Here is a 26,394-nt window from a genome sequence, read left to right as displayed (position 1 = left end):
AGAAAGGAATAGAAAATGGATGAGCAGTTAAAACAGAGCGCCCTCGACTTCCACGAATTTCCGGTTCCCGGAAAAATCCAGGTCTCGCCGACCAAACCTCTCGCCACCCAGCGCGATTTGGCGCTGGCCTACTCGCCGGGCGTCGCGGCCCCCTGTCTGGAAATCGAAAAAGATCCGCTGGCCGCCTACAAATACACTGCCCGCGGCAACCTGGTGGCGGTCGTCTCCAACGGCACCGCGGTGCTGGGGCTGGGGAATATCGGCGCGCTGGCCGGCAAGCCGGTGATGGAGGGCAAAGGCGTCCTGTTTAAGAAATTCGCCGGCATCGATGTGTTTGATATCGAAGTCGATGAGCTGGATCCGGACAAATTCATTAACGTCGTCGCCGCCCTCGAGCCGACCTTCGGCGGTATCAACCTGGAAGATATTAAAGCGCCGGAGTGTTTCTACATCGAGCAGCAGCTGCGCGAGCGGATGAATATTCCGGTTTTCCATGACGATCAGCATGGCACGGCGATCATCAGCACCGCGGCGATCCTCAACGGTCTGCGCGTCGTCGAGAAGAATCTGTCCGACGTGCGGATGGTGGTCTCCGGCGCGGGCGCGGCGGCGATCGCCTGCATGAACCTGCTGGTGGCGCTGGGGATGCAAAAGCACAACATCGTGGTCTGCGATTCGAAAGGCGTCATCTATAAAGACCGTGAACCGAACATGGCGGAAACCAAAGCCGCCTACGCAGTGGAAGACGACGGCAAACGTACGCTTGATGATGTGATCGACGGCGCCGACATTTTCCTCGGCTGCTCTGGCCCGAAAGTGCTGACTCCGGAGATGGTGAAGAAGATGGCGCGCGCGCCGCTGATCCTTGCCCTGGCCAACCCGGAGCCGGAAATTCTGCCGCCGCTGGCGAAGCAGGTCCGCGATGACGCCATCATCTGTACCGGTCGCTCCGACTACCCTAACCAGGTCAACAATGTGCTCTGCTTCCCGTTCATCTTCCGCGGCGCGCTGGACGTCGGCGCGACGGCGATCAACGAAGAGATGAAGCTGGCGGCGGTGCACGCCATTGCCGAGCTGGCCCATGCCGAGCAGAGCGAAGTGGTGGCCTCCGCCTATGGCGATCAGGATTTAAGCTTTGGTCCGGACTACATCATTCCGAAACCGTTCGACCCGCGGCTGATCGTCAAGATTGCCCCTGCGGTGGCGAAGGCGGCAATGGATTCCGGCGTGGCAACGCGCCCCATCGCTGATTTTGACGCCTATATCGAGAAGCTGAGCGAGTTCGTCTATAAAACCAACCTGTTTATGAAGCCTATCTTCTCTCAGGCGCGCAAAGAGCCGAAGCGCGTGGTGTTGGCGGAAGGGGAGGAGACCCGGGTGCTGCACGCCACTCAGGAGCTGGTGTCGCTGGGGCTGGCCAAACCGATTCTGGTGGGGCGCCCTAGCGTGATTGAAATGCGCATCCAGAAGCTGGGTCTGCAGATCAAGGCCGGCGTTGACTTTGAGATCGTCAATAATGAATCCGACCCGCGGTTTAAAGAGTACTGGAGCGAGTACTACCAGCTGATGAAGCGCCGCGGCATTACCCAGGAGCAGGCGCAGCGGGCGGTGATTAGCAACACCACGGTGATTGGCGCCATCATGGTTCATCGCGGTGAAGCGGATGCGATGATCTGCGGGACTATCGGCGAGTACCACGACCACTACCGCGTGGTGCAGCCGCTGTTTGGCTATCGCGACGGCGTCAGCACCGCCGGGGCGATGAATGCGCTGCTGCTGCCGAGCGGCAACACCTTTATCGCCGACACCTATGTCAATCACGATCCCTCCCCGGAAGAGCTGGCGGAGATCACCCTGATGGCGGCGGAAAGCGTGCGTCGCTTCGGTATTGAGCCGCGGGTGGCATTGCTGTCGCACTCCAACTTTGGTTCCGCCGACTGCCCGTCAGCCAGCAAGATGCGCAAAACCCTTGAACTGGTGAAGGCGAGCGCCCCGGAGCTGATGATCGATGGCGAAATGCATGGCGACGCCGCGCTGGTGGAAAGCATCCGCAACGACCGCATGCCGGACAGCCCGCTGAAGGGATCGGCCAATATTCTGGTGATGCCGAATATGGAAGCCGCCCGGATCAGCTATAACCTGCTGCGTGTCTCCAGTTCGGAAGGGGTGACCGTCGGACCAGTGCTAATGGGGGTGGCGAAGCCGGTGCATATTCTGACGCCGATCGCCTCCGTACGCCGCATTGTGAATATGGTGGCGCTGGCGGTTGTCGAAGCGCAAACCGAACCGCTGTAATCTCGTTTTTTTCCCATTAACGCGCGGAGAGTTTTCCGCGCACAATATCAGGCAGGCCGGCGAGTAAAAACGCTGAGCCTGCCTTTTTAATTCCGCCGCATTATTATTTTCTCTCCTGAGTGATCCACTTCACCTTTTAACCCCACTTGCCGAAATTTGTTATTTGCCGCGCTGAAATACCGTCACCATGAGGACAGATTTCAGGGGGGCAATCAGTCATGGATAAAGAACGCATTATTCAGGAATTCGTACCAGGCAAACAGGTCACACTGGCGCATCTGATTGCCCACCCGGGAGCGGAGCTGGCGAAAAAGATCGGCGTACCCGAATCCGGCGCGATCGGCATTATGACGCTGACACCGGGGGAAACAGCGATGATCGCCGGCGATCTGGCGATGAAGGCCGCCGATGTGCACATCGGTTTTCTCGACCGGTTTAGCGGCGCGCTGGTGATCTACGGTCCGGTCGGCGCGGTGGAGGAGGCGCTCCTGCAGACCATCGGCGGGTTAGGCCGCTTATTAAATTATACCTTGTGCGAATTAACGAAAAGTTAATTGAGAGCGACCATGAAGCGTATTGCCATTGTCGGCGCCGTCGGTGCAGGAAAAACCACATTATTTAATGCCCTGCAGGGAAATTATTCCCTCGCCAGAAAAACGCAGGCGCTGGAATTTAACGATCGTGGCGACATCGATACACCCGGGGAATATTTCAGCCATCCTCGCTGGTATCACGCCTTAATTACCACCCTGCAGGATGTGGACACCCTGATTTATGTCCATGCGGCCAATGATACCGAAAGTCGCCTGCCTCCCGGGTTACTGGATATTGGCAGCCGAAAGCACCTTATCGTGGCGATCAGCAAAACGGATCTGCCGGATGCCAACGTCGCCGCGGTGCGGCAGCTGCTGGACGGGATGGGGTTTCAGGCGCCGGTTTTCGCCCTCAACGGTTGCGATCCGCAAAGCGTCGCGTCGCTGGAAAATTATTTGAGTGAGCTCAGCCAAAAGGAGGAAGGGCCAGGTGAAGAAACTCATTACCGCTAACGATATTCGTGCCGCCCACGCGCGCGGCGAACAGGCGATGTCAGTTGTTCTGCGCGCCAGCATTATCACCCCGGAAGCGCGCGAAGTCGCCGAGCTGCTGGGATTCACTATCACCGAGGATGATGGCGCCGCGCCGGCGGCGACAGCGGCGAACAGCGACAAAACGGAAAGCCAGCGGATCCGCGAAACCATCCTGGCGCAGTTGCCGGAAGGCCAGTTTACCGAAAGCCTGGTGGCGCAGCTGATGGAAAAGGTGATGAAGGAGAAGCAGTCCCTGGAGCAGGAGGCGATGCAGCCAGGATTTGACTCCGTGACCGGCAAAGGCGGCATCAAAGTGATCGACGGCAGCAGCGTGAAGTTTGGCCGCTTCGACGGCGCCCAGCCGCACTGCGTCGGCTTAACGGACCTGGTGACCGACTAGGATGGCAGCAGCATGGCCGCCGGATTTATGCAGTGGGAGAACGCCTTCTTCCCGTGGACGCTGAACTACGACGAAATCGATATGGTGCTGGAGGGCGAGCTGCATGTGCGCCATCAGGGGGAAACGCTGATTGCCAAAGCAGGGGACGTGATGTTTATCCCGAAAGGCGCCAGTATCGAATTCGGTGCCCCGTCGACGGTGCGCTTCCTGTACGTCGCCTGGCCGGCAAACTGGCAATCGCTATGAACGATTTCATTACCGAAGCGTGGCTCAGAGCGAATCATACGCTCAGCGAAGGCGGTGAAATCCATCTTCCTGCCGACGCTCGCCTGACGCCCTCGGCGAGGGAGCTGCTGGAAAGTCGGCATCTGCGGGTCAAATTTCTCGACCGCCAGGGGCGCCTGTTTGTCGAGGATGACGAACAGACGCCGCAGCCGGTGCATGCCCTGACCAGCCGCGACCATCCGCCCCAGGCCTGCTGCGAGCTCTGTCACCAGCCTGTGGATAAAAAGCCGGACACCCTGACCCACCTGACGGCCGATACCCTGGTGGCGAAAAACGATCCGCGGCTGGCCTTCCGTGCGGTGCTGGACAGCACCATCGCTCTGACGGTGTGGCTGCAAATTGAACTGGCGGAGTCCTGGCAGCCGTGGCTGATGGATATCCGTTCGCGGCTGGGCAACATCATGCGCGCCGACGCGCTGGAGGAGCCGCTGGCGGCGCAGTCGATAGCCGGATTCAGCGAGGGACAGCTACACCGTCTGTCCCATCAGCCGCTGCGCTTCCTGGGCCACGATCACCTGGTGCCGGAGGCCCGCCATGGGCGCGAGGTCGCGCTGCTTAATCTGCTGCGCGGCAAAGTCCGCGAGGCGGAGGTGACCGCGGCGCAGGTGTTTATCACGCCGCAATTTGCGGTCCGGCGCGCCGATATTATGCAAGCGCTCAACCGTCTCTCCAGCGCGGTCTACGTGATGATGATCCTGGGCGTGACGGATTCGCCGCCAACCCTCAGCCAGCTGCAGCAGCAGCTGGGAGGTGAAGATGATCATTGACCAATGCCGCAAACTGGCGCTGCGCGCCCCCGCCCGAGTGGTGTTCCCGGATGCGCTGGACGTCCGTGTGCTGAAGGCGGCGCATTATCTGCAGCAGCAGGGCCTGGCGCGTCCGATCCTCGTCGCCAGTCCCTTCGCGCTGCGGCAGTTCGCCCTTGGCGAACGTCTGCCGCTGACCGGAGTGCAGATCATTGATCCGCACAGCAACCTGGCGATGCGCGAGGCGTTTGCCGCCGCCTGGCAGGCGCGCGCCGGCGATAAAGCGCCCGCTGACGCCGTCGACAAGCTGGCCGACCCGCTGATGTTCGCCGCGGCGATGGTCAGCGGCGGTGAGGCCGAGGTGTGTATCGCCGGGAATCTCTCGTCAACCGCCAGCGTGCTGCGCGCCGGTCTGCGCCTTATCGGCCTGCAGCCGGGGTGTAAAACGCTCTCTTCGCTGTTTCTGATGCTGCCGCAGTATGCCGGCCAGCCGCTGGGGTTTGCCGACTGCAGCGTGGTGCCGCAGCCGACGGCGGCGCAGCTGGCGGATATCGCGATTGCTAGCGCCGAGACCTGGCAAGCGATCGCTGGCGAAGCGCCGAGGGTGGCAATGCTGTCCTTCTCCACGCACGGCAGCGCCCGGCATCCCTGTGTGGCTAACGTCCAGCAGGCCACGGAGATCGTGCGTCAGCGGGCGCCGCAGCTGATGGTCGATGGCGAACTGCAGTTTGACGCCGCCTTTGTACCCGACGTCGCTGCGTACAAAGCGCCCGGCAGCCCGCTGCGGGGGCGGGCCAATGTGCTGGTCTTCCCATCGCTGGAGGCGGGCAACATCGGCTACAAAATCGCCCAGCGATTGGGTGGATATCGCGCCATCGGGCCGCTGATCCAGGGCCTCGCCGCCCCGCTTCACGACCTCTCGCGAGGCTGTAGCGTAGAGGAAATTATCGAACTGGCGCTGGTGGCGTCGGTACCGCGCCAGACGGACGCAAGCCGGATCCCCGACTCGTCCACGCTGGTTGAATGAATGGTCCCCTTCAGGACCCCTTATGAGAGGAAAACACAATGGAAGCATTAGGAATGATTGAAACCCGGGGCCTGGTTGCACTGATTGAGGCCTCCGACGCCATGGTCAAAGCGGCCCGCGTCAAGCTGGTAGGCGTGAAACAGATCGGCGGCGGCCTGGTGACCGCCATGGTGCGCGGCGATGTCGCGGCGTGCAAAGCCGCCACGGATGCCGGGGCGGCGGCGGCTCAGCGTATCGGTGAGCTGGTCTCTGTACATGTCATCCCGCGCCCGCATGGCGATCTGGAAGAGGTCTTCCCGATCAGCTTCAAGGGCGATAGCAACATCTAACGGGAGAGGGGGTGCCGGACAGTCCGGGTCGGACAGGACGCTAGCGCGTCGCTATCTGGCAATGACAAGGCATGAATGCCGGATGGCGCTGCGCTTATCCGGCCTGCACATCACACGCGGAGACGGACATGAAGCTGGCTGTTGTTACCGGATATGTGGTCTGCACCGTACGCCATGAAGGGCTGGCCCACGACAAACTGCTGATGGTGGAGATGCTCAATGCCCGCGGCGAACCCGACGGGCAATGCGCGGTCGCCATCGACAACATCGGCGCGGGATGCGGGGAGTGGGTGCTGCTGGTCAGCGGCAGCTCGGCGCGACAGGCGCACGCCCATGGCGCCTCTCCGGTCGATCTGTGCGTGATTGGCATCGTGGATGAGGCTGCGGCCGATGGTCAGGTGCTCTTCCATAAGTAGGGTGAAAAATCATGAATCAACAGGACATTGAACAGGTAGTGAAAGCGGTACTGCTGAAAATGAAAGACAGCAGTCAGCCTGCTGACGCCGTTCATGATAGGGGCGTTTTTGCCTCACTGGATGACGCTGTCGCGGCGGCAACGGCGGCCCAGCAGGGATTAAAGCGGGTGGCGATGCGTCAGCAGGTGATTCAGGCCATTCGTGAGGCGGGTGAAAAGCATGCCCGTGAACTGGCGGAGCTTGCGGTGACGGAGACCGGCATGGGACGCGTTGAAGATAAGTTTGCCAAAAACGTGGCGCAGGCACGGGGTACGCCAGGCGTGGAGTGTCTGACTCCGCAGGTGCTGACCGGCGATAACGGCCTGACGCTGATTGAAAACGCGCCCTGGGGCGTGGTGGCCTCGGTCACGCCCTCGACCAATCCGGCGGCGACGGTGATTAACAACGCCATCAGTCTGATTGCCGCCGGCAACAGCGTAGTCTTTGCCCCCCATCCGGCGGCGAAACAGGTCTCGCAGCGGGCGATCACCTTGCTTAACCAGGCGGTAGTGGCCGCCGGCGGCCCGGCCAACCTGCTGGTGACCGTGGCGAACCCGGATATCGACACCGCCCAGCGGCTGTTTAAGTACCCTGGTATCGGCCTGCTGGTGGTGACCGGCGGCGAAGCAGTGGTCGAGGCGGCGCGCAAACATACCAACAAACGTCTGATTGCCGCCGGGGCCGGCAACCCGCCGGTGGTGGTGGATGAGACCGCCGATCTGCCGCGCGCCGCGCAAGCGATCGTCAAAGGCGCCTCGTTTGATAACAACATCATCTGCGCCGACGAGAAGGTGCTGATCGTGGTCGATAGCGTCGCCGACGAACTGATGCGCCTGATGGAAGGCCAGCAGGCGGTGAAACTCACGGCGGCGCAGGCCGAACAGCTCCAGCCGCTGCTGCTGAAAAATATCGACGAGCGCGGCAAAGGCACGGTCAGCCGCGACTGGGTCGGCCGCGATGCGGGCAAAATCGCCGCGGCGATTGGCCTGCAGGTGCCGGCGCAAACCCGTCTGCTGTTCGTGGAAACCCCCGCCAGCCATCCGTTTGCGGTGACTGAACTGATGATGCCGGTGCTGCCGGTGGTGCGGGTGGCGAACGTCGAGGAGGCCATCGCCCTGGCGGTGCAACTGGAAGGCGGCTGCCACCATACGGCGGCGATGCACTCGCGCAACATCGACAACATGAACCAGATGGCGAATGCCATCGACACCAGCATCTTCGTCAAAAACGGGCCGTGCATCGCCGGGCTTGGGCTGGGCGGTGAGGGCTGGACCACCATGACCATCACCACCCCAACCGGGGAAGGGGTAACCAGCGCGCGGACCTTCGTTCGTCTGCGCCGCTGCGTGCTGGTGGATGCGTTTCGAATCGTATAAGGGATGAACATGGCGCACGACGAACAACGCTGGCTTTCGCCGAGACTGCAAAAAGCCGCTGCCCTGTGTAACCAGGCACCCGCCGCCAGCGAGTCGCCGCTGTGGCTGGGCATCGATTTGGGCACCTGCGACGTGGTGTCGATGGTGGTCGACCGCGATGGCCAGCCGGTTGCGGTATGTCTTGACTGGGCCGATGTGGTGCGCGACGGCATCGTCTGGGACTTCTTCGGCGCCGTCACCCTCGTGCGCCGTCATCTCGCGACCCTCGAACAGCAGCTGGGCTGCCGCTTTGCGCATGCGGCGACCTCGTTTCCGCCCGGCACCGATCCGCGCATTTCGATCAACGTCCTGGAGTCCGCCGGGCTGGAGATCAGTCATGTGCTGGATGAGCCCACCGCGGTGGCGGATCTGCTGCAGCTCGATAATGCCGGGGTGGTGGACATCGGCGGCGGCACCACCGGGATCGCCATCGTTAAACAGGGCAGGGTGACGTATTCGGCGGATGAAGCCACCGGCGGACACCATATCTCCCTGACTCTGGCCGGGAATCGCGGCATCGGGCTGGAAGAGGCTGAGCAGTACAAGCGCCGCCATGCCGGAGAGATCTGGCCGGTAGTGAAACCGGTGTACGAGAAGATGGCTGAGATTGTCGCCCGACATATTACCGGACAAGGGATTGGTGATTTGTGGCTGGCAGGCGGCGCCTGCATGCAGCCGGGCGTCAGGGCGCTTTTTTGCCAATGTTTCCCGACGCTGAAGGTGCATTTACCCCGGCACAGCCTGTTTATGACCCCGCTGGCAATCGCCAACAGCGGGAGGGAAAAAGCGGAGGGGATCTATGCAAGCTGAACTGCAGACGGCGCTGTTCCACGCCTTCGATACGCTGAATCTTCAGCAAGTGAAAAGCTTCAACGTGCCGCCGGTGACGCTGCACGGCGTCGGCGCGCTGGCGGCCTGCGGCCCGCAAGCGCAGGCCCGGGGCCTGAAGCATCTGTTTGTCATGGTTGACCGTTTTCTCCATCAGGCGGGAATGACCGCCGGGCTGGAGCGTAGCCTGGCGATGAAAGGAGTCGCTATGACCCTCTGGCCCTGTCCCGCCGGCGAACCCTGCGTCACTGATGTCTGCGCTGCGGTCGCCCAGCTGCGGGACGCGCGCTGCGACGGCGTGGTGGCCTTCGGCGGCGGCTCGGTGCTGGATGCGGCGAAAGCGGTGGCGCTGCTGGTCGCCAACCCTGAGCAGACGCTGGGGGAGATGACGGAGCACAGCGAATTACAGCCACGTCTGCCGCTGATTGCGGTGCCGACCACCGCCGGCACCGGGTCAGAAACCACCAACGTGACGGTGATTATCGATGCGGTGAGTGGACGCAAACAGGTGCTGGCGCATGCCTCGCTGATGCCGGATGTGGCGATCCTCGACGCCGCCCTAACTGAGGGCGTTCCCCCGTCTGTCACGGCGATGACCGGGATTGATGCGCTGACCCACGCCGTCGAGGCCTACAGCGCCCGTCACGCCACGCCGTTTACCGACAGTCTGGCGATGGGGGCGATAGCCATGATCGGCGAAGCGCTGCCGAAAGCGGTGGGCTGCGGCCAGGATCTGGCGGCGCGGGAGAACATGCTGCTGGCCTCCTGCATGGCGGGGATGGCGTTTTCCAGCGCCGGGCTGGGGCTATGCCATGCCATGGCGCATCAGCCGGGGGCGGCGCTGCATATTCCGCACGGTCTGGCCAACGCCATGCTGCTGCCAACGGTGATGGGCTTCAACCGTATGGTGTGCCGGGGGCGCTTCAGCCAGATCGGCCGGGCGCTGACCGGCAGGAAAACCGATGACCTTGAGGCAATCGCCGCCGTGCGCGAACTGATTGCGGAAGTCGGTCTGACGATGCGGCTGTCGGATGCCGGCGCGACGCCCGCGCACTACGCCACCTGGGCACAGGCGGCGCAGGACGACATCTGTCTGCGCACCAATCCACGCACCGCCACCCGGGAGCAGATTATCGAGCTGTACGCGGCGGCGCAATAAATGCGGATTTTCCCGGAGGCGTGTGGCTGTGGCTTTCCCGGCTCGCGCTGCGCTTAGCCGGGCTACAGGATCACAGCCGTCTGCTATGCCGTAGCCCGGGTAAGGCGTTCACGCCGCGACCCGGGAAAGTTCCCCGAGTGCGGCTAATGTCCCCGTATTCACAGTATCTACCAATCATAAATGACAGGGAGTAAGGGCTATGGGAATTAACGAAATCATCATGTACATCATGATGTTCTTTATGCTGATTGCCGCCGTGGACAGGATCCTGTCGCAGTTCGGCGGCTCGGCGCGCTTTCTCGGCAAACTGGGGAAAAGCATTGAGGGATCCGGCGGTCAGTTTGAAGAAGGGTTTATGGCGATGGGCGCGCTGGGCCTGGCGATGGTCGGGATGACCGCCCTGGCGCCGGTGCTGGCCCATCTGCTCGGTCCGGTGATTATCCCGCTGTATGAGATGCTCGGCGCCAACCCGTCGATGTTTGCCGGCACGCTGCTGGCGTGCGACATGGGCGGTTTCTTCCTCGCCAAAGAGCTGGCGGGCGGCGACGTGGCGGCCTGGATGTACTCGGGCCTGATCCTCGGCTCCATGATGGGGCCGACCATTGTGTTCTCCATTCCGGTGGCGCTCGGCATTATCGAACCTGCCGATCGCCGCTGGCTGGCGCTCGGCGTGCTGGCGGGCATTGTCACTATTCCTATCGGCTGTATCGCCGGCGGTCTGGTGGCGATGTATTCCGGGGTGGAGATCAACGGCCAGCTGGTAGCGTTTACCTTCGCGCTGATCCTGATGAATATGATCCCGGTGATCATCGTCGCCGTGCTGGTGGCGCTGGGGCTGAAGTTCATTCCGGAAAAAATGATCAACGGCTTCCAGATCTTCGCCAAATTCCTCGTGGCGCTGATCACCATCGGCCTGGCGGCGGCGGTGATCAAGTTCCTGCTCGGCTGGGAGCTGATCCCAGGACTCGACCCGATCTTTATGGCGCCTGGTGACCAGCCCGGCGAGGTGATGCGCGCCATCGAAGTCATTGGCTCTATCTCCTGCGTGCTGCTCGGCGCTTACCCGATGGTGCTCCTGCTGACCCGCTGGTTTGAAAAGCCGCTGATGCGTGTCGGTAATCTCCTCAAAATCAACAATATGGCTGCCGGCGGCATGGTCGCTACCCTCGCGAACAATATCCCGATGTTCGGCATGATGAAGCAGATGGATACCCGTGGAAAAGTGATCAACTGCGCCTTCTCAGTGTCAGCGGCGTTCGCCCTCGGCGACCATCTCGGTTTTGCGGCGGCCAACATGAACGCCATGATCTTCCCGATGATCGTCGGCAAGCTGGTCGGCGGCGTTACCGCGATTGGCGTGGCGATGCTGCTGGTGCCAAAAGATGAAAACGTACCGGCGCCTGCCAACACCGAAGCGGAGGCGCACTCGTGAACACGCGCCAGCTGTTGAGCGTCGGTATTGATATCGGCACCACCACCACGCAGGTGATCTTCTCGCGCCTCGAGCTGGTGAACCGCGCGGCGGTCTCCCAGGTGCCGCGCTACGAATTCATCAAACGCGACATTAGCTGGCAAAGCCCGGTCTTTTTTACGCCGGTTGATAAGCAGGGAGAACTGAAAGAGGCCGAGCTTGAGGCGCTGATTCTGGCTCAGTATCGGGCCGCCGGGATTGCCCCGCAAGCGGTGGATTCCGGGGCGATCATCATCACCGGCGAAAGCGCGAAAACCCGCAATGCCCGCCCGGCGGTGATGGCGCTCTCGCAGTCGCTGGGCGATTTTGTCGTCGCCAGCGCCGGGCCGCACCTGGAGTCGGTCATTGCCGGACACGGCGCCGGGGCGCAAACCCTGTCGCAGCAGCGGATGTGCCGGGTGCTTAATATCGATATTGGCGGCGGTACCTCGAACTATGCCCTGTTTGACGCCGGTAACCTCAGCGCCACCGCCTGCCTCAACGTCGGCGGCCGCCTGCTGGAAACCGACGCTCAGGGGCGCGTGGTCCACGCGCACTCGCCAGGACAGCGGATTGTCGATGCGGTATTCGGCCCGGGAACCGATGCTTTATCGTTGACTGCGGGTCAGCTGGCGCAGGTGGCGCGTCGGATGGCGGGGCTGATCGTTGAGGTGATCGATGGCAGGCTCTCACCGCTGGCGCAGGCGCTGATGCAAACCGAAGTACTGCCTGCAGGTGTTCAGCCAGAGGTCATTACCCTTTCCGGTGGGGTGGGGGAGTGCTACCGCCATCAGCCCGCCGATCCTTTCTGTTTTTCCGATATTGGGCCGCTGCTGGCCACGGCCCTGCACGAGCATCCGCGCCTGCGTGAAATGAACGTGCAGTTTCCGACGCAAACCGTGCGCGCCACGGTGATTGGCGCCGGGGCGCATACGCTGTCCCTGTCCGGGAGCACCATCTGGCTGGAGGGGGTTCCATTGCCGCTGCGCAATCTGCCAGTGGCTATCCCGCAGGATGCCGCCGATCTGCCGAACGCCTGGCGGCAGGCGCTGACGCAGCTCGATCTGGCCCCCGAGGCGGACGCTTACGTGCTGGCGCTTCCCGCTGCGCTACCGGTGCGTTACGCCACCTTACTGACCGTAATTGACGCCCTGCTGGCGTTCGTCGCCCGCTTTCCCAATCCGCGTCCGCTGCTGCTGGTGGCCGAGCAGGATTTTGGCAAAGCGCTGGGCATGCTGCTGCGGCCGCAGCTTCCACACCTTCCGCTGGCGGTCATCGATGAGGTGAGCGTCCGGGCGGGGGACTATATCGACATTGGTACGCCTCTTTTTGGCGGATCGGTTGTGCCGGTGACGGTGAAATCACTCGCATTTCCTTCCTGAGGGAACGACTTATGAAACTAAAGACCACATTGTTCGGCAATGTTTATCAGTTTAAGGATGTTAAAGAGGTGCTGGCGAAAGCCAACGAACTGCGTTCGGGGGATGTGCTGGCGGGCGTGGCAGCGGAGAGTTCGCAGCAGCGCGTGGCCGCCAAGCAGGTGCTCTCCGATATGACGGTGGCCGATATCCGCAATAACCCGGTGATCCCCTATGAGGAGGATTGCGTGACGCGCCTGATCCAGGATGACGTGAACGAAACCGCCTATCAGCGGATCAAACACTGGACCATCAGCGACCTGCGCGAATACGTGCTCAACGACGAGGTCACCAGCGACGATATCGCGTTTGTCCGCAAAGGGCTGACCTCCGAGGTGGTGGCGGCGGTGGCCAAGATCTGCTCCAACGCCGATCTGATCTACGGCGGCAAAAAAATGCCGGTGATCAAAAAAGCCAATACCACCATCGGTCTGCCGGGGACCTTTAGCTGCCGCCTGCAGCCGAACGATACCCGCGACGACGTGCAGAGTATTGCCGCGCAAATCTACGAAGGGCTCTCCTTCGGTGCGGGCGACGCGGTGATTGGCGTCAACCCGGTCACTGACGACGTGGAGAACCTGAGTCGCGTGCTGGATACGGTGTACGGGGTGATCGACAAGTTTACCATCCCGACCCAGGGCTGTGTGCTGGCGCACGTCACCACCCAGATCGAAGCTATCCGCCGCGGCGCGCCGGGGGGGCTTATCTTCCAGAGCATCTGCGGCAGCGAAAAAGGGCTAAAAGAGTTCGGCGTCGAACTGGAGATGCTTGATGAAGCGCGGGCGGTGGGGGCGGAGTTTAACCGCATCGCCGGGGAGAACTGTCTTTACTTTGAAACCGGGCAGGGCTCGGCGCTCTCCGCGGGCGCTAACTTCGGCGCCGACCAGGTGACGATGGAAGCGCGTAACTATGGCCTGGCGCGGCACTACGATCCGTTCCTCGTCAACACCGTGGTGGGCTTTATCGGGCCGGAGTACCTCTATAACGACCGACAAATTATTCGCGCCGGGCTGGAAGACCACTTTATGGGCAAGCTGAGCGGCATCTCGATGGGCTGCGACTGCTGCTACACCAACCATGCCGATGCCGATCAGAACCTCAACGAAAACCTGATGATCCTGCTGGCGACCGCTGGCTGCAACTACATCATGGGCATGCCGCTCGGCGACGACATCATGCTCAACTACCAGACTACCGCCTTCCACGATACCGCGACCGTGCGCCAGCTGCTGGGTCTGCGTCCGTCACCGGAGTTCGAAGGCTGGCTGGAACGGATGGGCATTATGGCAAATGGTCGTCTGACCAAACGGGCGGGCGATCCGTCACTGTTCTTCTGATGACGCGGGGATGACACATCATGGATCAAAAACAGATTGAAGACATTGTACGCAGCGTAATGGCGTCAATGGGACAGCCACAGACACAGCCAGAGGCCCCCGTAGCGACGACGCCGGCCTGCCACGCTGCCGCGTGCGCCACCGACGCAACAGTGGAAAGCTGCGCGCTGGATCTGGGCTCTGCGGAAGCGAAAGCCTGGATTGGCGTACAACATCCGCACCGCGCCGAAGTGCTGACCGAACTGAAACGCAGCACCGCGGCGCGCGTCTGCACCGGTCGCGCCGGTCCGCGTCCGCGCACCCTCGCGTTGCTGCGCTTCCTGGCGGATCACTCGCGCTCGAAAGATACGGTGCTCAAAGAGGTGCCGGAGGCGTGGGTGAAAGCGCAGGGGCTGCTGGAAGTGCGTTCGGAAATCAGCGACAAAAATCGCTACCTGACGCGCCCCGATCTGGGACGCCGTCTCAGTCCGGAGGCCATCGATGCGCTGAAGGCGCAGTGCGTGATGGATCCGGATGTGCAGGTGGTGGTGTCCGATGGCCTGTCGACGGATGCCATCACCGCCAACTACGAAGAGATCCTGCCGCCGCTGCTTGCCGGCCTGAAACAGGCGGGTCTGAAGGTCGGGACGCCGTTCTTCGTGCGCTATGGCCGCGTCAAGATTGAAGATCAGATCGGCGAGATCCTCGGCGCGAAGGTGGTGATCCTGCTGGTTGGCGAGCGCCCGGGACTTGGCCAGTCAGAGAGCCTCTCCTGCTACGCGGTGTACTCCCCGCGGGTGGCGACCACCGTCGAGGCCGACCGGACCTGTATCTCCAATATTCACCAGGGCGGCACCCCGCCGGTAGAAGCCGCCGCGGTGATCGTGGATTTAGCCAAACGCATGCTGGAGCAGAAAGCCTCCGGTATCAACATGAGCCGTTAAGGAGGCATCATGCCCGCATTAGATTTGATTCGACCCTCGGTCACTGCCGTGCGCGTAATTGCCTCGGTGAATGACGGTTTTGCCCGGGAGCTTAAATTACCGCCACATATACGTAGCCTCGGACTCATCACGGCAGATTCTGATGACGTGACGTATATTGCCGCCGATGAAGCGACAAAGCAGGCGATGGTGGAGGTGGTCTATGGCCGCTCCCTGTATGCCGGAGCGGCTCACGGCCCGTCGCCTACCGCCGGTGAAGTGCTGATTATGCTCGGCGGCCCGAACCCGGCGGAAGTTCGCGCCGGGCTGGATGCCATGATGGCGCATATTGAAAGCGGGGCGGCGTTCCAGTGGGCTAACGACGCGCAAGATACCGCGTTTCTGGCGCACGTGGTGTCGCGTACCGGCTCTTATCTTTCATCGACCGCTGGCATCGCGTTGGGCGATCCGATCGCTTATCTGGTGGCGCCGCCGCTGGAGGCGACGTACGGCATCGATGCGGCGATGAAGTCTGCCGACGTTCAGCTGGTGACCTACGTCCCGCCGCCGTCGGAAACCAACTATTCGGCCGCCTTTTTGACGGGAAGTCAGGCCGCCTGTAAAGCCGCCTGCAACGCCTTTACCGATGCCGTTCTCGATATTGCCCGTCATCCTGTTCAGCGTGCGTAACGGAGGGAGCGATGATCAATGCGCTGGGATTGCTGGAAGTGGAGGGCATGGTCGCCGCTGTAGACGCCGCGGATGCCATGCTCAAGGCGGCCAATGTGCGCCTGCTCAGTCATGAAGTGCTCGACCCCGGCAGATTGACGCTGGTGGTGGAGGGGGATCTGGCGGCCTGTCGTGCCGCGCTGGATGCCGGAAGCGTAGCGGCGGAGCGAACCGGATGTGTGATCAGCCGTCGGGAAATCGGCCGTCCGGAAGAGGATACCCAGTGGCTGATCGGCGGCTTTCAGCCACCGCCGCCAGCGCCCCTGCCGCCTGCTGACCCGGCATCATCGGAAGCGTTACTGACGCTGTTGGCATCAGTTCGTCAGGGCATGACGGCCGGCGAGGTCGCCGCGCATTTTGCCTGGCCGCTGGATAAGGCCCGCCAGGCGCTGGATCAGCTCTTTTCCGCAGGGACGCTACGCAAACGCAGTAGCCGCTATCGTCTCAAAAATCCATAACCTGTCGGAGGTGCCGGGAGCGGCTTGCCCCCGGCTTTAACGATTATGAAAAAGCGTCGTTCTGCAAATTTGCACCATCTCTGTTGCGAGGCGTTGCCGGAAGACACCAGGCTGACGCCCCAGGTTGAAATTGACAATATTCATCAACGACACACAACCGATGTGTATGAGCACGCCCTGACCATTACCGCCTGGCAACAGATTTACGATCAGCTGCATCCGGGGCAGTTTCGCGGCGAGTTTACCGAAATTCTGCTCGATGAGATCCAGGTCTTTCGCGAATATACCGGGCTGGCGCTGCGCCAGTCCTGCGTGGTCTGGCCGAACTCCTTTTGGTTTGGTATTCCGGCGGCGCGGGGAGAGCAGGGGTTTATTGGTTCGCAGTGCCTGGGCCGGGCAGAAATCGCCACCCGTCCCGGCGGTACGGAGTTCGAGCTCAGCACGCCGGATGATTACACCATCCTCGGTGTGGTGATTTCAGAGGAGGTGATTTCTCGCCATGCCAGTTTCCTGCACCACCCGGAGCGAGTGCTGCATATGCTACGCAACCAGTCAGCGCTGGCAGTTCGGGAGCCGCATAAGGCCGCGCTGTGGGGGTTTGTGCAGCAGGCGCTGGCCACCTTCAGCGAGCATCCGGATACCCTTCATCAGCCGGCCGTGCGTAAAGTCCTGCGGGATAATCTGTTGCTGGCGATGGGGACGATGCTCGAAGAGGCGCAGCCGATGGTGAGCGCGGAGAGTATCAGCCACCAGAGCTACCGCCGTCTGCTGGCGCAGGCCCGCGAATATGTGCTGGAAAACAGCGCGGAGCCGCTAACCGTTCTCGACCTGTGCCAGCAGTTGTACGTCAGCCGTCGCACCCTGCAAAACGCCTTCCATGCGATTCTGGGGATTGGCCCCAACGCCTGGCTCAAACGGATCCGTCTGAACGCCGTACGCCGGGAGCTGATAAGTCCCTGGTCAGAGCGGGAGACGGTCAAGGAGGCGGCCATGCAGTGGGGATTCTGGCATCTGGGGCAGTTCGCCACCGACTATCAGCAGCTGTTTGCTGAGAAACCGTCGATGACGCTGCACCATCGCCTGCGCCAGTGGGTGTGAGCGAAGCGACGCCGCTGCCGGGTGGCCAGCCGCCATCCGGCCGTTACAGCCAGTCGCGCACCTGAATAAACTCGCTCAGCGCCGCCTCGGGACTGCCGGGCTCGGGCTGATAATCATATTCCCAGCGCACCAGCGGCGGCATCGACATCAGAATCGACTCCGTACGCCCGCCGGTCTGCAGGCCGAACAGGGTGCCGCGGTCCCAGACCAGATTGAACTCGACGTAGCGGCCGCGGCGATAGAGCTGAAAGTGGCGCTCGCGCTCGCCGTACGGCGTGGCTTTTCGGCGTTCGACGATGGGTAAATAGGCGTCAGCATAGCCGTTCCCGACCGCTTGCATAAAGGCGAAGCAGTGGTCAAAATCCGGGGTATTCAGGTCGTCAAAGAACAGACCGCCGATACCGCGCTGCTCCTGGCGGTGCTTGAGATAGAAGTAATCATCGCACCATTTTTTATAGCGCGGATAGACGGCTTCGCCGAACGGCAGACACAGATCGCGGGCGGTACGATGCCAGTGGACGGCATCCTCTTCAAAGCCGTAGTAAGGGGTTAAATCGAAGCCGCCGCCGAACCACCACACCGGGTCGGCGCCAGGCTTTTCGGCAATAAAGAACCGCACGTTGGCATGGCTGGTGGGCACATAGGGGTTAAGCGGATGAACCACCAGCGAGACGCCCATGGCTTCAAAGCTGCGTCCGGCCAGCTCCGGGCGATGGGCCGTTGCCGAGGCGGGCATCGCATCGCCATGGACGTGAGAAAAGTTAACCCCGGCCTGTTCGAACACGTTGCCGTCGCGCAACACCCGGCTGCGCCCGCCGCCACCGCCTTCCCGCTGCCAGGCGTCTTCAATAAACGGTGCGCCATCGACAGCGCTCAGCTGCTGGCAAAGGTTGTCCTGGAGCTGGAGCAGAAAAGTTTTAACCTGCGCGGCATCGGGTTTCATTAACGTCTCTTCGAATGGGCTTTCTGGTTATCGAACCAGTGGAAATAGCTGATAATGCCGTTGGCAATCGCGGTGGCGATTTTCTGCCGGAAAGCGGTGGTGCCGAGCAGTTTCTCCTCGTTCGGGTTGGTGATAAACGAGGTTTCCACCAGCACGGACGGAATGGACGGCGACTTCAGCACCACGAACGCCGCCTGCTCGGTATTGCGGCTGTGCAGCTTATGCACCGGTTTGATCTTTTTCAGGATATGCGAGCCCAGCGTCAGGCTGTTTTTAATGGTGTCGGTCTGCACCAGATCGAACAGCACCTGCTGTAGCAGATGATCTTTATCGGTCGCTTTCTTACCGGCAACTTCATCGGCGCGGTTTTCGCGATCGGAGAGGTATTTTGCCATGGCGCTACTGGCGCCGCGGTTTGACAGCGCAAACACCGAGGCGCCGGCGGCGCTCGGGTTGGTGAAGCCGTCGGCATGGATCGACATAAACAGATCGGCGCCGTGCTGATGGGCAATCTCCACGCGGTCGTACAGCGGGATAAAGGTATCGCCGGTACGGGTCAGGCGGGCGTCGATGCCGTTGCTGCGCAAAATGCTGCGCACGTTCTTAGCGATCGCCAGCACCACATGCTTCTCTTTCGAACCGTTATGGCCGATAGCCCCGGTGTCGATACCGCCGTGGCCCGGATCGAGCATCACAACGCGGCGGGCGCCGGCCTTTTTAGCGGCGGGTTTGCTGTGTCCATTTGATGTTTTCAGTGGCTGCTCTTTTGCGCTGACCTGCGCGGCGACGCCGCTCAGCGTCATCGCAGCCAGCCCGGCTTTCAGCACCTGACGGCGCGAAGCAAGTATTTTTAAGGGTTTAAAAGTGCTCATTCGGCCTGAATTGTAAACAAGTGATGTCCAATGTTATATCGTATCGCGTTTGCCGTTACGACCATTCAAAATAAGAATTGTTTTACTTTTCATTTCAATACATGACAAAGTCATATTATGCCATTTTTTGTCGCTGATTTCGCCTGATATTGGCTATCAGTTATATTCGCGCCATAATCACTGTTTTTAACCGTCAATGGTGGGGAATACCATGGAGATTCGCGTTTTTCGCCAGCAGGATTTCGAAGAGGTTGTGACGCTGTGGGAGCGCTGCGATCTGCTGCGCCCGTGGAACGATCCGGAGATGGATATTGAGCGCAAGCTGAATCATGACGTTAGCCTGTTTCTGGTGGCGGAAGTGAATGGCGAAGTGGTCGGCACGGTGATGGGCGGATATGACGGTCATCGCGGATCGGCCTATTATCTCGGCGTCCATCCGGAATATCGTGGCCGGGGTATCGCGAACGCGCTGCTCAACCGGCTCGAGAAAAAGCTGATTGCCCGCGGCTGCCCGAAAATCAACATTATGGTCCGTGAAGACAACGACGTGGTGCAGGGAATGTATGAGCGGCTGGGCTATGAATACGCCGATGTCCTGACCCTGGGCAAGCGCCTGATCGAAGATGAAGAATACTGAGTTTATCCCCGCCGATTTTGATGCCCATGGCCGTCTGCGTCTGCCTTTGCTCTTCTGGTGCGTGCTGTTATTGCAGGCGCGCACGTGGGTGCTGTTTTTGATGGCCGGCGCATCGCGCCAGCAGGGCGACGCGATTCTTAATCTGTTCTATCCCGATCACGACCGCTTCTGGCTCGGTTTACTCCCCGGCGTGCCGGCGGTGCTTGCCTTTTTGCTTAGCGGCTATCGTCAGCGCCTGCCGCGCGTGTGGCGGGCGATGCGCTGGCTGCTGGTGCTATCGCAATTGCTGCTGTTGCTGTGGCAGCCGATGCTATGGCTGAGCGGCGAATCTCCCTCCTCGCTAACTATCGGGCTGCTGGTGGCGGATGGCTATGCCCTGTGGTGGCTGTTAACCAGCCGTCGCCTGGGCGCCTGTTTTCGCCAGACCACCTTTTAAGGGCACTTTTTGCCGATCGTGAACTCCAACATGCGTTGAATGACTCAGAAAGGATTGTGATATGAAATCGCTACGTTTAATGCTCTGTGCGCTTCCGCTGGCGCTGACCGGCTGCTCCACGATGAGCGCAGTCAACTGGTCGGCGGCCTATCCGTGGAACTGGTTTGGCGCTTCCACCGAGGTGACCGAGCAGGGAGTGGGTAAACTGACGGCCTCCACGCCGCTCAATGAACAGGCTATTAGCGATGCGCTGGGGAGCGACTACCGTTTACGCAGCGGGATGAAGACCGATAAGGGCAATATCGTCCACTATTTTGAAGCGCTGAAAGACAACAGCGTGGCGCTGACCATCAATGGCGACAACGGTACCATCAGCCGGATTGACGTGCGTGATGCCGAAATCAAAACCGCCAGCGGCGTGAAAATTGGCACACCGTTTAGCGACCTGTACAGCAAAGCCTTCGGCAACTGCCAGAAAGGCAGCAATGACAATGGCGCGGTCGTCGAGTGTCAGGCCGAGGGGAGCCAGCATATCAGCTATGCCTTTACCGGCCACTGGAGCGGCCCGGACGAGCTGATGCCCTCCGACGATACCCTGAAAAACTGGAAGGTCAGCAAAATTATCTGGCGTCGCTAAATTGATCTGAAGAGACACGACAGTCCTGAAAAACGGTTACAATGGCGCGTTAGCAACGCGACAGCGTTGCGGTTGCATCATTTCAGGAGGAGCGATGTCTCAGGTTCAGAGCGGCATTTTGCCGGAACATTGCCGCGCGGCGATTTGGATTGAAGCCAATGTCAAAGGGGACGTTAACGCCCTGCGCGAAGCGAGCAAAAATTTTGTCGATAACGTGGCCACCTTCCAGGCTAAATTCCCCGACGCCAAACTCGGGGCGGTGGTGGCGTTCGGCAATAACGTCTGGCGTCAGCTGAGCGGCGGCCAAGGGGCGGAAGAGTTAAAAGATTTTCCGGTCTACGGCAAAGGGCTGGCGCCGTCCACCCAGTATGACCTGCTGATTCATATTTTATCCGCCCGCCATGAAGTTAACTTCTCGGTAGCGCAGGCCGCGATGGCCGCCTTTGGCGATGCTATCGACGTGAAAGAAGAGATCCACGGTTTCCGTTGGGTGGAAGAGCGTGATCTCAGCGGCTTCGTCGACGGCACCGAAAACCCGGCGGGGGAAGAAACCCGCCGCGAAGTGGCAGTCATTAAAGACGGTGTGGACGCGGGCGGCAGCTACGTGTTCGTCCAGCGCTGGGAGCATAATCTCAAACAGCTGAACCGCATGAGCGTACCGGATCAGGAGATGATGATCGGCCGTACCAAAGAAGCCAACGAAGAGATCGATGGCGACGAGCGTCCGGTCACGTCGCACCTGAGCCGCGTGGACTTAAAAGAAGATGGCAAAGGGCTGAAAATCGTCCGTCAGAGCTTGCCGTACGGCACCGCCAGCGGCACCCATGGTCTCTATTTCTGTGCCTACTGCGCGCGCCTGTATAACATCGAGCAGCAGCTGCTGAGCATGTTCGGCGATACCGACGGCAAACGCGACGCGATGCTGCGCTTCACCAAACCGGTGACCGGCGGTTATTACTTCGCGCCGTCGCTGGAGCGTATCCAGGCGCTGTAATTTTCCCCCTCACCCTAACCCTCTCCCCAGGGGGGAGAGGGAACCGTTCGGTGCGGTTATGGAATCTGCGTGCGGACTCTCTTTCTCCCTCTCCCTCAGGGAGAGGGGCGGGGTGAGGGCATCGGCGACTCAAGCGCTTCAAGTATTCTCTGCATCACCGCATCTTCATACTCTTCAAACTCATTATTCCAGAAGCGTAAAACCCGCCATCCCTGGCTCTGTAGCCAGCGGGTGCGGCGAACATCGTAGGCACGCCTCCATCGTGTTGGCCGCCGTCCAGTTCAATCGCCAGCCGTGTTGCGCAGCAGGCAAAATCGAGAATATAGGGACCAACGGGATGCTGGCGGCGAAACTTATAGCAAGCAAAATGGCGGTTGCGCAGTCAGTACCCTGGTCGACGTTCTGCGGGCGTTAAGCTACGTCTGAGCTGATGAGCAAATATCTGTGTGTTTTTCATATAAACACAGTGCACGCCTGGCTGCTGTTTGTCACAATGACACGTCTAATCTGCGAGCCGCTTTCAGCAAAGCTTTGCCAGTTGCTTATTCTCTTTTCGACTTCCAAATCGCCAAACGGTATATAAAACCGTTACTCCTTTCGTACCTGTTATAAATATGATGATCATCAGAAAATGTTCAACGTTGATAAGGGTGCGCAATGGCCGTTAAATCACTGAAAAAAGGATATCTGGCGCTGGCGGCTTCCATGCTGCTGGCCGCGCAGGCGCAGGCGACGGAGCTGCTGAACAGCTCCTATGATGTCTCCCGCGAGCTGTTTGCCGCCCTTAACCCGCCTTTTGAGCAGCAGTGGGCGAAGGACAATGGCGGGGACACGCTGACGATTAAGCAGTCGCATGCCGGTTCATCCAAGCAGGCGCTGGCTATTTTGCAGGGTCTGAAGGCGGACGTGGTCACCTACAACCAGGTGACGGACGTGCAGATCCTGCATGACAAAGGCAACCTGATCCCGGCCGACTGGCAAAGCCGCCTGCCGAACAACAGCTCACCGTTCTATTCGACGATGGGTTTCCTGGTGCGTAAAGGCAACCCGAAAAACATTCATGACTGGAACGATCTGGTTCGCTCTGACGTCAAGCTGATTTTCCCGAACCCGAAAACCTCGGGTAACGCCCGATACACCTACCTGGCGGCATGGGGCGCGGCGGATAAAGCCGACGGCGGCGATAAAGCCAAAACCGAACAGTTTATGACCCAGTTTCTGAAGAACGTCGAAGTCTTTGATACCGGCGGACGCGGGGCGACCACCACTTTTGCTGAACGCGGCCTGGGCGATGTGCTGATTAGCTTCGAATCGGAAGTGAACAATATTCGTAAGCAGTATGAGGCGCAGGGATTTGAAGTGGTGATCCCGAAAACCAACATTCTGGCGGAGTTCCCGGTGGCATGGGTGGATAAAAACGTCAAAGCCAATGGCACGGAAAAGGCGGCGAAAGCCTACCTGAACTGGCTCTACAGCCCGCAGGCGCAAACCATCATTACCGACTACTACTACCGGGTAAACAACCCGAAAGTGATGGACGCCCTGAAGGATAAATTCCCGCAGACCGAGCTGTTCCGCGTAGAGGACAAGTTTGGCTCCTGGCCTGAGGTGATGAAAACCCACTTCGCCAGCGGCGGCGAACTGGACAAACTGCTGGCGGCGGGGCGTAAGTAATGTTTGCTGTGTCGTCCAAGCGCGTGCTGCCGGGCTTTACCCTGAGCCTCGGCACCAGCCTGCTGTTTGTCTGTCTGATTTTGTTATTACCACTCAGCGCGCTGGTGATGCAGCTGGCGCAGATGAGCTGGGCGCAATACTGGGATGTGATCACCAATCCGCAGGTGGTGGCGGCCTATAAGGTGACGCTGCTGTCGGCGTTTGTGGCCTCGATTTTTAACGGCGTCTTTGGTCTGCTGATGGCCTGGATCCTCACTCGCTATCGTTTTCCTGGCCGCACGCTGCTGGATGCCTTAATGGATCTGCCGTTTGCGCTGCCGACGGCGGTGGCCGGCCTGACACTGGCTTCGCTGTTTTCGGTTAACGGAATTTACGGTGAATGGCTGGCGAAGTTCGATATTAAAGTGACCTATACCTGGCTCGGCATCGCCGTGGCGATGGCCTTCACCAGCATCCCGTTCGTGGTACGTACCGTGCAGCCGGTGCTGGAGGAGTTGGGACCCGAGTATGAGGAAGCGGCGGAAACGCTGGGCGCGACGCGCTGGCAGAGTTTCCGCAAAGTGGTGCTTCCGGAGCTGTCGCCGGCGCTGCTGGCGGGCATTGCCCTGTCGTTTACCCGTAGCCTCGGCGAGTTTGGCGCGGTGATTTTTATCGCTGGCAACATCGCGTGGAAGACAGAGGTGACCTCGCTGATGATATTTATTCGTCTGCAGGAGTTTGACTATCCGGCGGCGAGCGCGATCGCCTCGGTGATCCTGGCCGCCTCACTGCTGCTGCTCTTTTCCATCAATACCCTGCAGAGTCGCTTTGGTCGACGCGTGGTAGGTCACTAATGGCGGAAGTTACTCAATTGAAACGCTACGACGCGCCCCGCATCAACTGGGGGAAATGGTTTCTGATTGGCGTCGGGATGGTGGTCTCCGCCTTCATCCTCGTCGTGCCGATGCTCTATATCTTTATCCAGGCCTTCAGCAAAGGGCTGATGCCGGTGCTGGAAAACCTGGCCAACCCGGACATGCTGCATGCCATCTGGCTGACGGTGATGATTGCGTTGATTACCGTACCGGTGAACCTGGTGTTCGGTACGCTGTTGGCCTGGCTGGTGACACGTTTTACTTTTCCCGGCCGCCAGCTGCTGCTGACGTTACTGGATATCCCGTTCGCCGTCTCGCCGGTGGTGGCCGGTCTGGTGTATCTGCTGTTTTATGGCTCTAACGGCCCGCTGGGCGGTTGGCTTGATGCGCATAACCTGCAGATCATGTTCGCCTGGCCGGGCATGGTGCTGGCGACCATCTTTGTCACTTGTCCGTTTGTGGTGCGCGAGCTGGTGCCGGTGATGATGAGCCAGGGCAGTCATGAAGATGAAGCCGCGGTGCTGCTGGGCGCTTCCGGCTGGCAGATGTTCCGCCGGGTGACGTTGCCGAATATTCGCTGGGCGCTGCTGTACGGCGTGGTATTGACCAACGCCCGCGCCATCGGCGAATTTGGCGCAGTGTCGGTAGTCTCCGGTTCGATTCGTGGAGAAACGCTGTCGCTGCCGCTGCAAATTGAACTACTGGAGCAGGATTACAATACCGTTGGCTCGTTCACCGCTGCGGCCCTGCTGACGTTAATGGCTATTCTGACCCTGTTTTTAAAGAGTATGTTGCAATGGCGTCTGGCCAATCAGAAAGAACGCGCGCAACAGGAGGGAAATCATGAGCATTGAGATTGCCAATATTAAGAAATCGTTTGGTCGCACCCAGGTGCTGAATGATATCTCGCTGGATATCCCTTCCGGACAAATGGTTGCGCTGCTGGGGCCCTCGGGCTCCGGAAAAACCACCTTGCTGCGAATTATCGCCGGGCTGGAGCATCAGACCAGCGGTCATATCCGCTTCCACGGCACCGACGTCAGCCGGATGCACGCCCGCGACCGTAAAGTGGGCTTCGTCTTCCAGCACTATGCGCTGTTCCGCCATATGACGGTGTTCGATAACATCGCCTTTGGCCTGACCGTGCTGCCGCGCCGTGAACGACCCAATGCGGCGGCGATCAAAGCCAAGGTGACCAAACTGCTGGAGATGGTGCAGCTAGCTCATCTGGCGGATCGCTATCCGGCGCAGCTGTCCGGCGGCCAGAAGCAGCGTGTGGCGCTGGCGCGCGCCCTGGCGGTGGAGCCGCAAATTCTGTTGCTGGATGAACCCTTCGGCGCGCTGGATGCGCAGGTGCGTAAAGAGCTGCGCCGCTGGCTGCGTCAGCTTCATGAAGAGTTAAAATTTACCAGCGTGTTCGTCACCCACGATCAGGAAGAGGCGCTGGAAGTTGCTGACCGGGTGGTGGTGATGAGTCAGGGCAACATCGAACAAGCCGATGCCCCGGAGCGCGTGTGGCGTGAACCGTCGACCCGTTTCGTACTGGAGTTTATGGGCGAAGTAAACCGCCTACAGGGCATTATCCGCGGTGGACAGTTCCACGTTGGCGCGCACCGCTGGCCGTTAGGCTATACCCCAACATACCAGGGGCCGGTGGATCTGTTCCTGCGTCCGTGGGAAGTGGACATCAGCCGCCGGACCAGCCTGGATTCCCCGCTGCCGGTGCAGGTGCTGGAAGCCAGCCCGAAAGGGCACTACACCCAATTAGTCGTTCAGCCTCTGGGGTGGTATGACGAACCGCTGAGCGTGGTGCTGGCAGGCGATGAGGCCCCGTCCCGCGGCGAACGGCTGTTCGTTGGCCTGCAAAACGCGCGCCTGTATAACGGTACCGAGCGTATCGAGCCGCGCGGCGAGCTTGCTCTGGCGGAGTCGGCCTGATAGCTTATTGA

General features: G+C 60.4%; 27 protein-coding genes and 2 pseudogenes. 26 read left to right on the top strand and 3 right to left on the bottom strand.

The features are described 5' to 3' along the window. Positions 1-15 precede the first annotated feature (15 nt). From maeB to eutR, 18 genes and pseudogenes are all read left to right on the top strand, one after another. Complete coding sequence (maeB, locus tag HMPREF3142_RS25380; RefSeq protein WP_008803844.1) at positions 16-2,295, top strand: NADP-dependent oxaloacetate-decarboxylating malate dehydrogenase; 2,280 nt, start codon at positions 16-18, stop codon at positions 2,293-2,295. A 218-nt stretch (positions 2,296-2,513) separates the two neighbouring features. Beyond that, positions 2,514-2,849: an ethanolamine utilization microcompartment protein EutS gene (eutS, locus tag HMPREF3142_RS25375; protein ID WP_012540919.1), complete on the top strand. Its 336-nt coding sequence runs from the start codon at positions 2,514-2,516 to the stop codon at positions 2,847-2,849. Positions 2,850-2,861: 12 nt separating this feature from the next. Further along, positions 2,862-3,341, top strand: coding sequence for an ethanolamine utilization acetate kinase EutP (eutP, locus tag HMPREF3142_RS25370; RefSeq protein ID WP_023323086.1), 480 nt, complete (start codon positions 2,862-2,864; stop codon positions 3,339-3,341). Continuing rightward, positions 3,319-4,008, top strand: a pseudogene (gene eutQ, locus HMPREF3142_RS25365) (ethanolamine utilization acetate kinase EutQ). Before eutP ends, eutQ begins: the two are co-directional and overlap by 23 nt. Then, a complete protein-coding gene (eutT, locus tag HMPREF3142_RS25360; protein WP_070612851.1) occupies positions 4,005-4,814 on the top strand; it encodes an ethanolamine utilization cob(I)yrinic acid a,c-diamide adenosyltransferase EutT in 810 nt (269 codons plus the stop codon). The pseudogene eutQ and the gene eutT overlap by 4 nt, the downstream one beginning before the upstream one ends. Continuing rightward, a complete protein-coding gene (gene pta / locus HMPREF3142_RS25355; RefSeq protein WP_070612850.1) occupies positions 4,804-5,820 on the top strand; it encodes a phosphate acetyltransferase in 1,017 nt (338 codons plus the stop codon). Before eutT ends, pta begins: the two co-directional genes overlap by 11 nt. Before the next feature lie 38 nt (positions 5,821-5,858). Beyond that, positions 5,859-6,149 (top strand): ethanolamine utilization microcompartment protein EutM, encoded by a 291-nt coding sequence (gene eutM / locus HMPREF3142_RS25350; protein WP_000387720.1) that lies wholly within the window; start codon positions 5,859-5,861, stop codon positions 6,147-6,149. Positions 6,150-6,277: 128 nt separating this feature from the next. Further along, entirely contained in the window at positions 6,278-6,565 is a 288-nt protein-coding gene (gene eutN / locus HMPREF3142_RS25345) for an ethanolamine utilization microcompartment protein EutN (RefSeq protein ID WP_012967466.1), read from the top strand. A gap of 11 nt (positions 6,566-6,576) precedes the next feature. Further along, positions 6,577-7,980 (top strand): aldehyde dehydrogenase family protein, encoded by a 1,404-nt coding sequence (locus HMPREF3142_RS25340; protein WP_016161620.1) that lies wholly within the window; start codon positions 6,577-6,579, stop codon positions 7,978-7,980. 9 nt (positions 7,981-7,989) lie between these two features. Next, positions 7,990-8,829: an ethanolamine utilization protein EutJ gene (gene eutJ / locus HMPREF3142_RS25335; protein ID WP_008803851.1), complete on the top strand. Its 840-nt coding sequence runs from the start codon at positions 7,990-7,992 to the stop codon at positions 8,827-8,829. Next, the gene (gene eutG / locus HMPREF3142_RS25330) at positions 8,819-10,006 is read left to right on the top strand and encodes an ethanolamine utilization ethanol dehydrogenase EutG (RefSeq protein ID WP_012967468.1); all 1,188 of its coding nucleotides are present in this window, start codon (positions 8,819-8,821) and stop codon (positions 10,004-10,006) included. The genes eutJ and eutG overlap by 11 nt, the downstream gene beginning before the upstream one ends. 199 nt (positions 10,007-10,205) lie before the next feature. Next, positions 10,206-11,438, top strand: coding sequence for an ethanolamine utilization protein EutH (gene eutH, locus HMPREF3142_RS25325; protein WP_070612848.1), 1,233 nt, complete (start codon positions 10,206-10,208; stop codon positions 11,436-11,438). Further along, a complete protein-coding gene (gene eutA, locus HMPREF3142_RS25320; RefSeq protein ID WP_064144458.1) occupies positions 11,435-12,838 on the top strand; it encodes an ethanolamine ammonia-lyase reactivating factor EutA in 1,404 nt (467 codons plus the stop codon). Before eutH ends, eutA begins: the two co-directional genes overlap by 4 nt. Positions 12,839-12,849: 11 nt before the next feature. Then, positions 12,850-14,211, top strand: a complete 1,362-nt coding sequence (eutB, locus tag HMPREF3142_RS25315; protein WP_008803855.1) for an ethanolamine ammonia-lyase subunit alpha — start codon at positions 12,850-12,852, stop codon at positions 14,209-14,211. 20 nt (positions 14,212-14,231) lie between these two features. Next, positions 14,232-15,134 (top strand): ethanolamine ammonia-lyase subunit EutC, encoded by a 903-nt coding sequence (gene eutC, locus HMPREF3142_RS25310; RefSeq protein WP_012967471.1) that lies wholly within the window; start codon positions 14,232-14,234, stop codon positions 15,132-15,134. A 9-nt stretch (positions 15,135-15,143) separates the two neighbouring features. Further along, a complete protein-coding gene (gene eutL, locus HMPREF3142_RS25305) occupies positions 15,144-15,803 on the top strand; it encodes an ethanolamine utilization microcompartment protein EutL (RefSeq protein WP_049152911.1) in 660 nt (219 codons plus the stop codon). An 11-nt stretch (positions 15,804-15,814) separates the two neighbouring features. Continuing rightward, positions 15,815-16,300 (top strand): ethanolamine utilization microcompartment protein EutK, encoded by a 486-nt coding sequence (gene eutK / locus HMPREF3142_RS25300; protein WP_008803858.1) that lies wholly within the window; start codon positions 15,815-15,817, stop codon positions 16,298-16,300. A gap of 45 nt (positions 16,301-16,345) precedes the next feature. After that, on the top strand, positions 16,346-17,398 hold the full coding sequence (gene eutR, locus HMPREF3142_RS25295; protein ID WP_046881853.1) for an HTH-type transcriptional regulator EutR: 1,053 nt from the start codon (positions 16,346-16,348) through the stop codon (positions 17,396-17,398). Between the two features lie 43 nt (positions 17,399-17,441). Here eutR and hemF read toward each other — a convergent pair whose 3' ends face one another. Further along, positions 17,442-18,341 (bottom strand): oxygen-dependent coproporphyrinogen oxidase, encoded by a 900-nt coding sequence (gene hemF, locus HMPREF3142_RS25290; protein WP_023298048.1) that lies wholly within the window; start codon positions 18,339-18,341, stop codon positions 17,442-17,444. Then, on the bottom strand, positions 18,341-19,213 hold the full coding sequence (gene amiA, locus HMPREF3142_RS25285) for an N-acetylmuramoyl-L-alanine amidase AmiA (RefSeq protein ID WP_008803861.1): 873 nt from the start codon (positions 19,211-19,213) through the stop codon (positions 18,341-18,343). The genes hemF and amiA overlap by 1 nt, the downstream gene beginning before the upstream one ends. Before the next feature lie 211 nt (positions 19,214-19,424). On the opposite strand from amiA, the gene HMPREF3142_RS25280 reads away from it, so the two are divergent. The 4 genes from HMPREF3142_RS25280 (at position 19,425) to HMPREF3142_RS25265 (ending at position 21,917) form a co-directional block, all read left to right on the top strand. After that, entirely contained in the window at positions 19,425-19,850 is a 426-nt protein-coding gene (locus HMPREF3142_RS25280) for a GNAT family acetyltransferase (RefSeq protein WP_002913637.1), read from the top strand. Next, positions 19,837-20,286, top strand: a complete 450-nt coding sequence (locus HMPREF3142_RS25275; RefSeq protein WP_012540932.1) for a DUF2919 domain-containing protein — start codon at positions 19,837-19,839, stop codon at positions 20,284-20,286. The genes HMPREF3142_RS25280 and HMPREF3142_RS25275 overlap by 14 nt, the downstream gene beginning before the upstream one ends. Positions 20,287-20,347: 61 nt before the next feature. Beyond that, complete coding sequence (locus tag HMPREF3142_RS25270) at positions 20,348-20,923, top strand: RpoE-regulated lipoprotein (RefSeq protein WP_008803863.1); 576 nt, start codon at positions 20,348-20,350, stop codon at positions 20,921-20,923. Between the two features lie 94 nt (positions 20,924-21,017). Continuing rightward, complete coding sequence (locus tag HMPREF3142_RS25265; protein ID WP_064144455.1) at positions 21,018-21,917, top strand: Dyp-type peroxidase; 900 nt, start codon at positions 21,018-21,020, stop codon at positions 21,915-21,917. A gap of 95 nt (positions 21,918-22,012) precedes the next feature. Here HMPREF3142_RS25265 and HMPREF3142_RS28690 read toward each other — a convergent pair. Beyond that, a pseudogene (locus HMPREF3142_RS28690) lies at positions 22,013-22,374 on the bottom strand (endonuclease domain-containing protein). Between the two features lie 200 nt (positions 22,375-22,574). On the opposite strand from HMPREF3142_RS28690, the gene cysP reads away from it, so the two are divergent. From cysP to cysA, 4 genes are read left to right on the top strand one after another with little or no spacing between them, the layout of a single operon-like run. Next, positions 22,575-23,591 carry a thiosulfate/sulfate ABC transporter substrate-binding protein CysP gene (cysP, locus tag HMPREF3142_RS25260; RefSeq protein ID WP_008803866.1) on the top strand — a complete coding sequence of 339 codons (1,017 nt, stop codon included), beginning with the start codon at positions 22,575-22,577 and terminating at the stop codon, positions 23,589-23,591. Further along, positions 23,591-24,424 carry a sulfate/thiosulfate ABC transporter permease CysT gene (gene cysT, locus HMPREF3142_RS25255; protein ID WP_002913626.1) on the top strand — a complete coding sequence of 278 codons (834 nt, stop codon included), beginning with the start codon at positions 23,591-23,593 and terminating at the stop codon, positions 24,422-24,424. Before cysP ends, cysT begins: the two co-directional genes overlap by 1 nt. Further along, positions 24,424-25,299, top strand: a complete 876-nt coding sequence (gene cysW / locus HMPREF3142_RS25250) for a sulfate/thiosulfate ABC transporter permease CysW (protein ID WP_008803867.1) — start codon at positions 24,424-24,426, stop codon at positions 25,297-25,299. Before cysT ends, cysW begins: the two co-directional genes overlap by 1 nt. Continuing rightward, entirely contained in the window at positions 25,289-26,383 is a 1,095-nt protein-coding gene (cysA, locus tag HMPREF3142_RS25245; RefSeq protein WP_012540937.1) for a sulfate/thiosulfate ABC transporter ATP-binding protein CysA, read from the top strand. Before cysW ends, cysA begins: the two co-directional genes overlap by 11 nt. Positions 26,384-26,394: the final 11 nt, after the last annotated feature.

The sequence above is a fragment of the Klebsiella sp. HMSC16C06 genome (assembly GCF_001808325.1).
Lineage (GTDB): Bacteria > Pseudomonadota > Gammaproteobacteria > Enterobacterales > Enterobacteriaceae > Klebsiella > Klebsiella variicola.
Note: the sequence above shows the minus strand (reverse complement) of the source record. Positions and strands in the feature narration are given on the sequence as shown.

Coding starts and splice junctions, on each gene's coding strand:
- maeB (WP_008803844.1), top strand. CDS start 16: ATGGATGAGCAGTTAAAACAGAGCGCCCTCGACTTCCACGAATTTCCG.
- eutS (WP_012540919.1), top strand. CDS start 2,514: ATGGATAAAGAACGCATTATTCAGGAATTCGTACCAGGCAAACAGGTC.
- eutP (WP_023323086.1), top strand. CDS start 2,862: ATGAAGCGTATTGCCATTGTCGGCGCCGTCGGTGCAGGAAAAACCACA.
- eutT (WP_070612851.1), top strand. CDS start 4,005: ATGAACGATTTCATTACCGAAGCGTGGCTCAGAGCGAATCATACGCTC.
- pta (WP_070612850.1), top strand. CDS start 4,804: ATGATCATTGACCAATGCCGCAAACTGGCGCTGCGCGCCCCCGCCCGA.
- eutM (WP_000387720.1), top strand. CDS start 5,859: ATGGAAGCATTAGGAATGATTGAAACCCGGGGCCTGGTTGCACTGATT.
- eutN (WP_012967466.1), top strand. CDS start 6,278: ATGAAGCTGGCTGTTGTTACCGGATATGTGGTCTGCACCGTACGCCAT.
- HMPREF3142_RS25340 (WP_016161620.1), top strand. CDS start 6,577: ATGAATCAACAGGACATTGAACAGGTAGTGAAAGCGGTACTGCTGAAA.
- eutJ (WP_008803851.1), top strand. CDS start 7,990: ATGGCGCACGACGAACAACGCTGGCTTTCGCCGAGACTGCAAAAAGCC.
- eutG (WP_012967468.1), top strand. CDS start 8,819: ATGCAAGCTGAACTGCAGACGGCGCTGTTCCACGCCTTCGATACGCTG.
- eutH (WP_070612848.1), top strand. CDS start 10,206: ATGGGAATTAACGAAATCATCATGTACATCATGATGTTCTTTATGCTG.
- eutB (WP_008803855.1), top strand. CDS start 12,850: ATGAAACTAAAGACCACATTGTTCGGCAATGTTTATCAGTTTAAGGAT.
- eutC (WP_012967471.1), top strand. CDS start 14,232: ATGGATCAAAAACAGATTGAAGACATTGTACGCAGCGTAATGGCGTCA.
- eutL (WP_049152911.1), top strand. CDS start 15,144: ATGCCCGCATTAGATTTGATTCGACCCTCGGTCACTGCCGTGCGCGTA.
- eutK (WP_008803858.1), top strand. CDS start 15,815: ATGATCAATGCGCTGGGATTGCTGGAAGTGGAGGGCATGGTCGCCGCT.
- eutR (WP_046881853.1), top strand. CDS start 16,346: ATGAAAAAGCGTCGTTCTGCAAATTTGCACCATCTCTGTTGCGAGGCG.
- hemF (WP_023298048.1), bottom strand. CDS start 18,341: ATGAAACCCGATGCCGCGCAGGTTAAAACTTTTCTGCTCCAGCTCCAG.
- amiA (WP_008803861.1), bottom strand. CDS start 19,213: ATGAGCACTTTTAAACCCTTAAAAATACTTGCTTCGCGCCGTCAGGTG.
- HMPREF3142_RS25280 (WP_002913637.1), top strand. CDS start 19,425: ATGGAGATTCGCGTTTTTCGCCAGCAGGATTTCGAAGAGGTTGTGACG.
- HMPREF3142_RS25275 (WP_012540932.1), top strand. CDS start 19,837: ATGAAGAATACTGAGTTTATCCCCGCCGATTTTGATGCCCATGGCCGT.
- HMPREF3142_RS25270 (WP_008803863.1), top strand. CDS start 20,348: ATGAAATCGCTACGTTTAATGCTCTGTGCGCTTCCGCTGGCGCTGACC.
- HMPREF3142_RS25265 (WP_064144455.1), top strand. CDS start 21,018: ATGTCTCAGGTTCAGAGCGGCATTTTGCCGGAACATTGCCGCGCGGCG.
- cysP (WP_008803866.1), top strand. CDS start 22,575: ATGGCCGTTAAATCACTGAAAAAAGGATATCTGGCGCTGGCGGCTTCC.
- cysT (WP_002913626.1), top strand. CDS start 23,591: ATGTTTGCTGTGTCGTCCAAGCGCGTGCTGCCGGGCTTTACCCTGAGC.
- cysW (WP_008803867.1), top strand. CDS start 24,424: ATGGCGGAAGTTACTCAATTGAAACGCTACGACGCGCCCCGCATCAAC.
- cysA (WP_012540937.1), top strand. CDS start 25,289: ATGAGCATTGAGATTGCCAATATTAAGAAATCGTTTGGTCGCACCCAG.